Origin of the sequence: Okeania sp. SIO1H4, assembly GCF_010672695.1 — a bacterium.
Lineage (GTDB): Bacteria > Cyanobacteriota > Cyanobacteriia > Cyanobacteriales > Microcoleaceae > Okeania > Okeania hirsuta.
This window is the reverse complement of the sequence record NZ_JAAHGB010000002.1, coordinates 105,832-117,816: the sequence shown is the minus strand read 5'-3', so window position 1 is coordinate 117,816 and position 11,985 is coordinate 105,832. Positions and strand designations below refer to the sequence as shown.

General features: G+C 39.4%; 10 protein-coding genes. All 10 read left to right on the top strand.

Features of this window, described 5'->3' with window-relative positions:
* Window positions 1-117 precede the first annotated feature (117 nt).
* The 10 genes from nifD (at window position 118) to F6K06_RS00995 (ending at window position 11,775) form a co-directional block, all read left to right on the top strand.
* Complete coding sequence (nifD, locus tag F6K06_RS01040; RefSeq protein WP_124154241.1) at window positions 118-1,572, top strand: nitrogenase molybdenum-iron protein alpha chain; 1,455 nt, start codon at window positions 118-120, stop codon at window positions 1,570-1,572.
* A gap of 220 nt (window positions 1,573-1,792) precedes the next feature.
* Window positions 1,793-3,331, top strand: coding sequence for a nitrogenase molybdenum-iron protein subunit beta (gene nifK / locus F6K06_RS01035; RefSeq protein ID WP_287238974.1), 1,539 nt, complete (start codon window positions 1,793-1,795; stop codon window positions 3,329-3,331).
* A gap of 33 nt (window positions 3,332-3,364) precedes the next feature.
* Window positions 3,365-3,781, top strand: a complete 417-nt coding sequence (locus tag F6K06_RS01030; protein WP_287238977.1) for a hypothetical protein — start codon at window positions 3,365-3,367, stop codon at window positions 3,779-3,781.
* A complete protein-coding gene (locus F6K06_RS01025) occupies window positions 3,762-3,992 on the top strand; it encodes a hypothetical protein (protein ID WP_205127671.1) in 231 nt (76 codons plus the stop codon). Before F6K06_RS01030 ends, F6K06_RS01025 begins: the two co-directional genes overlap by 20 nt.
* A 382-nt stretch (window positions 3,993-4,374) precedes the next feature.
* Entirely contained in the window at window positions 4,375-5,673 is a 1,299-nt protein-coding gene (locus F6K06_RS01020; protein ID WP_192901295.1) for an RNA-guided endonuclease TnpB family protein, read from the top strand.
* A gap of 375 nt (window positions 5,674-6,048) precedes the next feature.
* The gene (locus F6K06_RS01015) at window positions 6,049-8,853 is read left to right on the top strand and encodes a bifunctional nitrogenase iron-molybdenum cofactor biosynthesis protein NifEN (protein ID WP_124146409.1); all 2,805 of its coding nucleotides are present in this window, start codon (window positions 6,049-6,051) and stop codon (window positions 8,851-8,853) included.
* Between the two features lie 265 nt (window positions 8,854-9,118).
* Window positions 9,119-9,538 (top strand): nitrogen fixation protein NifX, encoded by a 420-nt coding sequence (gene nifX, locus F6K06_RS01010; protein ID WP_124146408.1) that lies wholly within the window; start codon window positions 9,119-9,121, stop codon window positions 9,536-9,538.
* A gap of 4 nt (window positions 9,539-9,542) precedes the next feature.
* On the top strand, window positions 9,543-10,016 hold the full coding sequence (locus F6K06_RS01005) for a NifX-associated nitrogen fixation protein (protein ID WP_124146407.1): 474 nt from the start codon (window positions 9,543-9,545) through the stop codon (window positions 10,014-10,016).
* A 667-nt stretch (window positions 10,017-10,683) separates the two neighbouring features.
* Entirely contained in the window at window positions 10,684-10,995 is a 312-nt protein-coding gene (nifW, locus tag F6K06_RS01000; protein ID WP_124146406.1) for a nitrogenase-stabilizing/protective protein NifW, read from the top strand.
* A gap of 12 nt (window positions 10,996-11,007) precedes the next feature.
* Window positions 11,008-11,775, top strand: coding sequence for a HesA/MoeB/ThiF family protein (locus tag F6K06_RS00995; RefSeq protein WP_124146405.1), 768 nt, complete (start codon window positions 11,008-11,010; stop codon window positions 11,773-11,775).
* Window positions 11,776-11,985: the final 210 nt, after the last annotated feature.

Sequence of the window (11,985 nt, the reverse complement as noted above, 5' to 3'; positions counted from 1 at the left end):
GTCTTGTATTAATTAATTTGTATGTAGGGGCAGGTTTTGCAGACAGTAGAAAAGCACCTGCCCCCGCTAATACAAAACTCAAACACTAAATCAAATATCCGAAAGGAGATATGTAACATGACATCTGAAAAAGTCGAACAGAACAAACAGTTAATTCAAGAAGTCTTAGAAGCTTATCCTGAGAAAGCTGCTAAAAGACGGAAAAAGCACCTTAATGTTTTAGAAGAAGGATCTGACTGTGGCGTTAAGTCTAATGTGAAATCAGTTCCTGGTGTAATGACAACCCGTGGTTGTGCTTTTGCTGGAGCAAAAGGGGTTGTTTGGGGTCCTGTTAAGGATATGGTTCACATCAGTCACGGTCCTGTTGGTTGCGGTTACTACTCCTGGGCAGGTCGTCGTAACTACTACAACGGTGTAACTGGTGTTGATACCTTCGGTACAATGCAATTCACTTCCGATTTCCAAGAAAGAGACATCGTTTTTGGTGGAGACAAAAAGCTCGCCAAAATCATGAATGAAATCGAAGACTTATTCCCTCTAAATGCTGGTATCACAATTGAATCTGAGTGCCCAGTAGGTCTAATTGGTGATGACATCGAAGCAGTAGCTAGAAAAGCTGCTAAAGAAATCAATAAGCCAGTTGTTCCAGTACGTTGCGAAGGCTTCCGTGGAGTTTCTCAGTCATTAGGTCACCACATCGCTAACGACACAGTGCGTGACTGGGTATACGAGCCATCTGCAAAGATCACTAACGAAGAGATCGGCTTTGAAACTACTCCTTATGACGTATCCTTAATCGCTGATTACAACATTGGTGGTGATGGTTGGAGTTCTCGTCTATTATTAGATGAAATCGGCTTAAGAGTAGTTAGCCAAGCAACAGGTGACGGTACTTTTAACGAAGTATTCATGGCTCCTAGAGTGAATCTCAACCTAATTCACTGCTACCGCTCCATGAACTACATCTGCCGTTACATGGAAGAGGAGTATGGTATACCTTGGACTGAGTTCAACTTCTTCGGTCCTACTCAAATTGCTAAGTCTCTACGTAAGATTGCTTCTTACTTCGACGATACAATCAAAGAAAACACAGAGAAAGTAATTGCTCGCTACCAAGAACAAGCTGATGCAATAATTGCTAAGTATCGTCCTCGTTTAGAAGGCAAGAAAGTAATGATGATGGTTGGTGGTCTACGTCCACGTCACGTTATTCCTGCTTTCGACGATTTAGGAATGGAAGTTATCGGTACTGGTTATGAGTTCGGTCACGGTGATGACTACAAGCGTACTGCTGAGTATGCTCAAGAAGGTACTCTAATCTACGATGACGTTAGTGGATATGAGTTCGAGGAATTCGCTAAGAAATTAAAGCCAGACTTAATTGCTTCTGGTATTAAAGAGAAGTATGTATTCCAGAAAATGGGTATGCCATTCCGTCAAATGCACTCCTGGGATTATTCTGGTCCTTATCACGGTTATGATGGATTCGCTATCTTTGCTCGTGACATGGATCTAGCTCTCAACAGCCCAACTTGGAACCTAATCAAGGCTCCTTGGAAGCAAGCTAGCTAATAGAAGTCAGAAGTTTGAAGTCAGAAGTCAGAAGTTTGTATTTTGGCTTTGGCTTTGAAGATAAATTTAGCTAGGTAATGGGGTCATGCCATCTCTACGGCTGCCCCAATATAGAAACAACATTTGAGGAATTGAGGGATTAAAAGTTGTAATTCGTTTCCTTTTTCCCTCTTCCTTCCAAGAATTGTAAATCCCTAATATCCATAGAGGAATAAACACCATGAGTCAGAATGTAGACAAAATCAAAGATCACTTTCAACTCTTCCAAGAACCAGAATACCAAGAAATGTTCGAGCGGAAGAAAGAATTTGAAGGTGGTCCTTCCAAGGAAGAAGTAGAAAAAGTTCGTGAGTGGACAAAGACTTGGGAATATCGTGAAAAGAACTTTGCTCGCGAAGCTCTAACTATCAACCCTGCCAAAGCTTGTCAGCCTTTAGGTGCAATCTTTGCAGCAGCAGGTTTTGAAGGAACTCTACCTTTTGTACATGGTTCTCAAGGTTGTGTTGCTTACTTCCGTTCTCACTTAACTCGTAACTACAAAGAGCCATTCCAAGCAGTTTCCTCTTCTATGACTGAAGATGCTGCGGTATTTGGTGGTCTCAAGAACATGACTGATGGTTTGGCAAACTCTTATGCTTTGTACAAGCCAAAAATGATTGCTCTTTGCACAACTTGTATGGCAGAGGTAATTGGAGATGACTTAGGTTCATTCATCACTACCTCCAAGAATCAAGGTGCAGTACCTGAAGATTTCCCAGTTCCTTTTGCTCATACTCCTAGCTTTGTTGGTTCTCACATCACAGGCTATGACAATATGCTTAAGGGTATTTTGGTAGCTCTAACTGAAGGTAAGAAAGCAGAAACAGATAACGGTAAAATCAACTTCATCCCTGGTTTCGACCCTTACATTGGTAACATCCGGGATTTGAAGAGCATTCTATCTACAATGGATGTTCCTTACACTGTTTTAGCTGATAACGCTGAGAGCTTTGATTCTCCTAACTTAGGCGAATTCAAGATGTACAATGGTGGTACAACTCTGGAAGAAGGTGCTGATTCAATCAACGCTAAAGCTACTATCTCCTTCCAGAAATATTCTACTCCTAAGACTCTAGAGTACCTAGCAGAAAAAGGTGGTCAAACTACAGCTACTTATCGTCCTATCGGTATCCGTGGTACTGATGAGTTCTTAATGGCATTGTCTGAATTGACTGGTAAGGCTATTCCTGAAGAGCTAGAAATTGAGCGCGGTCGTGCAGTTGATGCTATCACTGACTCTCAAGCTTGGTTACACGGTAAGCGTATTGCTATCTATGGCGATCCTGACCATGTATTGGGCTTGTTGAACTTCACTCTAGAGTTAGGTATGCAGCCAGTTCACGTTGTTGTTACTAACGGTAACGTTAATGGTTTTGAAGAAGAAGCTAAGGAATTGTTAGCTAACGATCCTAACGGTCAAGAAGCTACAGTTTGGATCGGTAAGGACTTATGGCACCTACGTTCATTGTTGGATACTGAGCCAGTTGATTTGTTGATTGGTAACTCTTATGGTAAGTTCCTCCAACGTGATACTGGTACTCCATTAGTACGTATTGGTTATCCTATCTTCGATCGCCACCACCAGCACCGTTATTCTATCTTAGGATATAAGGGAGCATTCAATCTACTCAACTGGATCGTTAATACTATCCTCGATGAGTTAGACCGTGGTAGCATGGAATTAGGTGTTAACGATACATCTTTTGACTTGATTCGTTAATTCATATTAACCATATAGTTTTTCTAGGGGCAAATGGCAGTTTGCCCCTATTCTGGTTTGACAGGTTTTCAGGGAGAAGTTAGGGTGGAACTACTATCTATTCCCTATTGCTATATGATTCAAACTTACCCCATCTCCAAAACTATTACTACTCTAGATGACCTTGAGCAAAGGTTTAAGTTATCTCCTACAGATAATGACCTTTTCTTTCAGGAATGGCAACAAGACTTACCTGAAGTAACTGCTGAAGAAAAGGAGAAGCTAGACCAAATTCAAGGACGATTTTTACGTCATAGAAAACGAAGCCCTCTCACAGAAGGTGTGATTAATCAATTACTAATTGGACCTTTACTTGCTTTGGCAGGTTTATATGATGAACCTTTCTATCTTACTACTGAAGCAAGTATTGAAGTAGAAGTAGAAGACAAGGATGAAATTTTACGCAGTTAGAGTGGATACTTTAGTTATTGCACAACAACTTTGGGTTCTCCTGGTTGAATCTAAATCTACTATTGGTTTTTCAGTAGCTTTACCTCAACTAATGACTTATATGATGGCAAATCCCAATCCCGAACGTCCTGTCTATGGTATGATTAGTAGTGGGGATGAATTTATGTTTGTTAAAATGTTGACGGCAGGTGTTCCCCAATATGATGTCTAATGTTTTTTATCTGCTACTACCTCGCAGAAATCAGTTATATGATGTTTTAAGTATTCTCAAGCAAATTGCCAAAATTATGAGTGCAAATATTGGGCAATGACTGATGGAAATTTAAGAGCGATCTGCTCCTATTTTTATACAAACAAAATAAAAACAAAAATTTGTCATTCTTTAAGATTAGTAGGTTGGGTTAAGCGCCAGCGCAACCCAACAACAAGCTCGACACTTACCGGAAACTTAACGGGAACGTGAAAGCCCCTGTCGTATCCTCGCAGGGGATGAAACGAGACACGGCGGGATTCCGGGGCGCAGTATCCACATAATCTTAACATTATAAATATAAACTTAGGAGATAATTAATAATATTAAGGAGGTGATTTATTTGTATGGATGTCAACAAAATCTAATTAACCCTGATGAAGACTTAAAATCAATTCTGGAGTTTATTTGTTCTGAATCCCACAAGCTAACCAATTGTGGTATTTATTATGGCCGTCAATTGTTTTTCCAAGCCCAGAAAATAATTGGTAAGTATGATTTAGAAAAAGAATACAAATCAAATAAACACTATCAAGTTTTGCACTCACAGGCAGCACAGCAAATACTTAGGTCTGTTGCTGAGTCTTTTAAATCATTTAAGGAGCTAGACAAAAAATACAAAAAGGGTAATTTGCATTTTAAGCCGAGAGTTCCTAGCTACCGTAAAAAAGATGGTTTAGCGATGATAACTTATCCTAAACAGGCTTTAAGACTTGTTGGGGAACACATCAGAATCCCTCTTGGAACAACTGTAAAAAGATGGTTTAAATTAGACAGTTTTTTGATACCTATGCCATCTAATCTACAATTTGTAGACATTAAAGAACTGCGGATACTGCCACGTAATCGATGTTTTTATGTTGAGTTTGTATACAAGAAAGAAATTGTAGTTCAATATGAATTAAAGCCTAAAAATGTTTTGGGAATCGACCCCGGTATCAGCAACTGGTTAAGTTGCGTTTCTAATGTTGGGACTAGTTTCATTGTTGATGGGCGCAAGCTTAAAAGCTTTAACCAGTGGTATAACAAACGAGTTTCCACCCTTAAAGAGGGTAAGCCCCAGGGTTATTGGGATCACCAATTAGCCCACATCACAGAAAAACGTAACCGTCAGATGAGAGATGCAGTTAACAAAGCTGCTTGTTTGGTTGTTAACCACTGTATTGAACACCAAATTGGTATGGTAGTTTTTGGATGGAACCAAGGACAACGGCAAGAGGTAAATTTAGGCAAAGTAACCCAATCATTTGTGCAGATTCCCACAGCTAAACTCAAAGAACGAGTAAAACAAATGTGTTCAGAACACAGCATTAAATTTGTTGAAAGCGAGGAATCATATACGAGTAAAGCCAGTTTTCTTGATGGCGATCAACTACCTACTTTCGGTGAAAAACCTGAAGGGTGGAAACCATCGGGGAAACGAGTTAAACGCGGGATGTACCGCACTAACAAAGGTTTGTTGGTTAATGCTGATTTGAATGGTGCTGCGAATATACTTCGCAAAGTAGAGACACAGTTAGGTGTAAATCTAGCCAAGGTCTGTAGGCGAGTTTTGACCCTCGCTACCAGATTTCGCATCTGGGAAACCAAAGCTAAAAAGCGGAGTGGCACGGATTTATCCTGCCACGTAGCAACAGCTTAGAATCCCTGTGGCTAAAGCCCAGGGAGAGGTCAAGAACATTATCTTTATATACTCACTATAAAAAATCATCAATAATAAAAATTTGTTATTCTTAAGCAGCCATCTTGTAGGGTGCGTTAATGAAGTGTAACCCACCGCCATCCCAACAAATATTTCGGTGCGTTACGCTTTCCTGCGGAATGCTACGCAAACGCTAACACACCCTACCGGACTAATAATAAAAATTTGTCATTCTCGCTCTGTTGGGTTTCGTTCCTCAACCCAACCTACAAAATGATAATTTCTATACAAAACTAATAATAAAAATTTGTAATTATAATATTAAATACTATATCCCCGCCCCAAAGTAGTACATAAAAATAGAGACTTAATAACATGGCTATGATGACCCCAGGCAAGGTTGCCGAACTGATGAATGAGCCAGGTTGCGAACACAACCACAAACACAAAAACGGAGATAAAAAACAAAAAGGCTGTCAACAACAAGCAACACCAGGAGCAGCTCAGGGAGGTTGCGCTTTTGATGGAGCGAGTATCGCCCTTGTACCTATTACAGATGCAGCTCATTTAGTTCATGGACCTTTAGGTTGTTCTGGTAACTCCTGGGGAACTCGTGGTAGTCTTTCCTCTGATTCCCATCTCTACAAAATGGGTTTCACAACGGACATGAGCGAAAATGACATTATCATGGGTGGTGAGAAAAAATTACTTAAGGCGATCGCTGAATTAAAGAAACGTTATCAACCTCCAGCGGTATTTGTCTACGCTACTTGCGTTACTTCTTTAATAGGAGATGACCTAGAAACGGTTTGTAAAGTCGCCACCAAAAAATTAGAACTTCCGGTCATTCCTGTGAACTCTCCTGGTTTCATTGGTAGTAAAAATTTAGGTAACCGGGTTAGTGCGGAAGCATTATTAGACCATGTAGTTGGTACTTCCGAACCAGAATTTACCACACCCTACGATATTAACCTCATCGGCGAATATAATATTGCGGGTGAAATGTGGGCAATGTTACCCCTGTTTGAAAAACTTGGCATTAGGGTATTGTCAAAAATTACAGGAGATGCTACCTACAAAGAAATTTGTTACGCCCACCGTGCCAAACTCAACGTGATGATCTGCTCCAAAGCTATGATCAATATGGCACGGAAAATGGAGGAGAAATACGGCATTCCTTATATTGAAGAATCTTTTTATGGTGTTGCCGATATTAACAACTGCCTCAGAAATATTGCTGCCAAAATTGGAGATGCTGACCTGCAAGAGCGTACAGAAAAACTCATTGCCGAAGAAACAGCTATTCTCCAAGAAATATTAGAACCTTATCGCCAACGTCTCAAAGGTAAAAGAGTTGTACTCTACACAGGTGGGGTGAAAAGCTGGTCTATTATTTCGGCGGCTCAAGATTTAGGTATGGATGTGGTCGCTACCAGCACTAAGAAAAGTACCGAAGAAGACAAAGCAAAAATCAAACAATTGCTCGGCAAAGATGGTATTTTGCTAGAAAAGGGCAATGCCGAAATTCTGCTGAAAGTCATTGCTGACACAAAAGCTGATATGCTCATCGCAGGTGGTCGTAACCAATATACCGCCCTCAAAGCTAGAATTCCGTTTTTGCACATTAACCAAGAACGCCATCATCCCTACGCTGGATATCATGGCACCATCGAAATGGCAAAGGAATTAGATGAAGCACTCCATAGTCCAGTTTGGGAACAAGTGCGACAACCTGTACCTTGGTTAGAAGAATGTCAGATAGAAGATGTTTTAGCAGTAGAAACTTTACCAAGTCTGACGAATATTCCACCTGCAACAGTTAGTTTTCCCAAAAAGTCCTTATCCACAAATCCTCTGAAATTGAGTCAACCTCTAGGTGCTTCCTTAGCTTACTTAGGAATTAAAGGTATGATGCCACTGTTTCATGGGACTCAAGGTTGTACTGCTTTTGCCAAGGTATTGTTGGTGAATCACTTCCACGAAGCTATTCCTCTTTCTACTACTGCCATGAGTGAGGTGACGACTATTTTGGGAGGAGAGGATAACATCGATACAGCTATTCTCACCCAAGTTGAGAAGTCAAAACCAGAAGTTATTGGTTTGTTGAGTACTGGTTTAACTGAAACCAGGGGCGATGATGTACAGGGTATTCTCAAGAAGTTTAGGGAAGAGCATCCTGAGTTAGATGAATTGCCAATATTAAATGTTTCTAGTCCAGATTATAAGGGTTCCGCTCAGGATGGTTTTGCTGCTACTGTCGAACGTATAGTAGCTTATGATTATGGCGAATCTATTCCTACTGAAACTAAAAAGCCTTTCGTAACAATTTTAGCAGGTAGTTGTCTTGCTCCTGGAGATGTGCAGGAAGTTCGAGATATTGTGGAATCTTTTGGCTTAATACCAATAGTTGTACCTGACTTATCTCAGTCTCTGGATGGACATTTGGTTGATGATAGTTATAGCGCGACAAGTTCTGGTGGAACGACCATAGAAGAACTTCGTAACCTGAGTCAGTCAAGTTTTACTCTGGTTATTGGGGAAAGTCTGCGGAATGCAGCTAATATTTTGCAGGAAAAATTTGGCACTCAATATCAAGTATTTCCTCGGTTGACTGGTTTGGGTGCGGTGGATAGTTTCTTGCTAAAATTGTCTCAGCTAATTGTTTCTCGTACTGACCCCCACTTAGATAAAGGTTGTGAAGTGCCTGCAAAATACCAACGCCAACGTCGGCAGTTACAGGATGCGATGTTGGATACCCACTTCTATTTTGGGCATAAGCAAGTATCTATTGCCCTGGAACCAGATTTACTTTGGGCAACCAGTTGGTTTTTACGAGAAATGGGAGCAGATATTAAAGCTGCTGTGACAACTACGCGATCGCCTTTATTGGAAAAATTGCCTACAGAAAATGTAATTATTGGCGACTTGGGAGACTTGGAAGAAGTAGCCACAGGTTCAGATTTATTGATTACCAATTCTCATGGTAAACTAATATCTGAGAAGTTAGGTCTTGCTCTATATCGCATGGGTATGCCAATTCACGATCGCCTCGGCAATGGTCAACGTTGTAATGTTGGTTATCGTGGTACAATGAATTTATTATTTGACATTGGTAATATTTTCTTAGAGCAAGAAGAATCAAAAATTCACACCAATGATTATTCATTATTGTCACGATGAAGGTGGTAGGTTGTAGGTGTTAGATACACTTCTGTTAACTACAATCTGCGATCTAATAAATAGTCAGATATAAATAAACAAATATTTGGTAATCAGAGGCGGGTTTAATTAATAGTTAAACTAAATACAAATCCGCTACAAAATCGAATCCGCCCTCATTTTAGAGTTTATTTTTGTCTGCGATTAAAAGACAAGTTTGTTATCAATAACTAATGGTTTTTAACTATTAGTTATTCGGTACATTAAAACCAGGAGGAAAACAACAATGAAAGTTGCATTTGCAACCAGTGATTTTATTCATATAGATGGTCACTTTGGCTCTGCCAAACAAATGGCTTTATATGAAGTTGATGACAAAGGATACGAAACTCTAGAGCCACTTGTTTTTGGTGGTAATCTCAATCAAGATGCCCCCAAACAAGATAAACTAGAAAAACTTCATGCCAAAGTTGAAGCTTTGCTCGACTGCACAATAGTTTATGTACTAGAAATTGGTGGTCCAGCAGCAGGTCGTTTAATCAACAAAAAAGTGACCCCAATGAAATCAAAATCTCCAGAAGACAAAATTACCGATCTTCTGGACAGATTAGTAGAAACATTAAAAGGTAGCCCTCCCCCCTGGCTCAGAAAAGCTTTACAAAAAACTTCCGAATCTGACTTAGAAGCTGTACTTGAAGAGGTGTAAAATTATGACTGTTCAAACAGAAACAACAACAACAACAACCGACATTTATTCCGCTCCTTTTATTAGGGAATTAATTAGAGCAGTTCAAGCTCAAGACTCTTATGGAGTTTATAAGTCTTGGTCTCCTGAATTAATTATCAAGCCTTATATTGTTAGTAAGCAAGAAAAACGCCAAATTTCCACAGAAGAAGAAGTTAATCCGATGACTTTAGCTCGGATTAAGTTATTCTATAATGCAATAGCAACTTGCATTGAATTAGAAACCAATCAAATCATGCAAGTAGTTATTAGTATAAACCATGAAGGATTTGGTTGGGCACTTGTATTTTGCGGTCGTCTTTTGGTAGTTTCTAGAACTTTACGGGATGCTCAACGTTTTGGGTTTACTTCTCTAGAAAAATTAGAAGATGAAGGAGAAAAAATGAGTAGAGCAGGCATTGAATTAGTCAAAAAATATAAGGAAGTTTGCAAGCTCTAAGTAGTAATTTTTTCTAAAGATTTAGAGAGGAAAGTTAGAACCATATTTTTTAATTAATGGATAATTGATAATTACCTCTGGTTAAAACTATTACGGAATTGAATATAAGGAAATATTATTTCTTTTTTCCCCCTTTCAAGGGGAGGTTTTAAACCAGAATTATTTAATTATTAATTATTAATTATTAATGATTCGGTAAATATCTAACAACCTCTCTCCCTCAAAGTAGGTAAGCATTTCCTCCGGAATGCTGCGCCAACAGCCGTCAGCTATCAGCTATTGCTTTTAGTTTACGATTAAAACTCTATTAATTGTCTTACTACAAAAGTTGCTTCCCTTGACCTTAAAGTCAGTTGTTAATTTAAACACTGTTCTTAAAGAGAAAATCTTGTGGCTGATAGCTGACAGCTAATAGCTGAATTATTACCAAACTAGAGTGCTTTTTTTTTGCACACAAATATTAAAAAAAATTGAAAGTAGACGAAAAAAAGAAGATTTGTACCTATACTAATAAAGTAGAAAAAGTCACTACTGTAGGATTGCGGAAATAACTGACCAGTTACAAAATCCTCAAACAATTACAAATCAATACTTTTGAATTTTGACTTTTGACTTTTAACTTCCGCGTAGCGGCACTACTTTATCTAATTAATTTAGGGTTCATCAAATGAAGACATTAACAGACTTCCAAAAACTCGTAGATGCAGAAGACTTCCTCAGCTTTTTTGACATTCCCTACGACCAAACAGCAGTCAACGTAAATCGCCTCCATATATTAAAAATGTTTTCTGTAGCAATTGCAGAAGTTGACGAAAAAACAGGACTGACAGAAACTGAAAAATTGACAGAATATAAAACAGCATTAGAGTCAGCTTATCAAACTTTCTTAACATCTAGCGCTCAAGAACAAAAAGTATTTCCAGTCTTTCAACAAGAACATAAAGATGTAGTTAAATTAACAGAAATAACTGCTGAGTAAGGAGCAATTATAGTGTTCGACCTGACACCCAAAGAATTAGAACGTTATAGTCGCCAAATGATGCTTCCTGATTTTGGTGAAGAAGCACAACAACGACTCAAATCAGCTACAGCAGTGGTAAATGGAGTTGGTGGGTTGGGTGGCACAGTAGCACTGTATTTAGCAGTAGCAGGTGTCGGGAAGCTGATTTTAGTCCGAGGTGGGGAACTACGCCTTGATGACATGAATCGTCAAATCTTGATGACAGATGATTGGGTGGGTAAGCTGCGAGTAGACAAAGCTAAGGAAACCCTAGCTGCCATTAATCCAGATGTTGAAATTGAAGCTATACCTGAATATGTCACTGCTGAAAATGCAGACACATTAGTACAGTCGGCAGATATTGCCCTCGACTGCGCTCACAACTTTGACGAACGGAATTTACTTAATGCTGCCTGTGTACGTTGGCGCAAACCAATGGTGGAAGCTGCTATGAATAGCATGGAAGCTTATTTAACTACCATAGTTCCTGGTAAAACTCCCTGTTTGTCTTGTCTATTCCCAGAAAAACCAGAATGGGACCGACGTGGGTTTGGAGTCTTGGGTGTAGTTTCTGGAACCCTAGCTTGTCTAGCAGCTTCAGAAGCAATCAAACAGATTACAGGATTTAGTAAACCCTTGTGGTCACAACTGCTGACAATGGATTTGGATGCCATGGAATTTGCCAAACTTCGCCCTTACCATGACCCAGACTGTCCAGTTTGCGGTTCCCTCAGCAAAGAGTTAAAAGCTGACTCATAGGAAGTGGTAAAAACATAATCACAGAAGTTATCACTATGAACAGTTTCTAGTCAAATCTTTGGTTTAGCCTATAAATAGGAAATTTATAGGAAAGGTGATATTTACACGATATGCTTTAGCGCTGAAACTGAAACTGAAATTTCAAAATTCAGGGTGCAATATTTCTACTAATTTAGTCTCACACAGTGCTGTAAAGAGCGATCGCCCCGT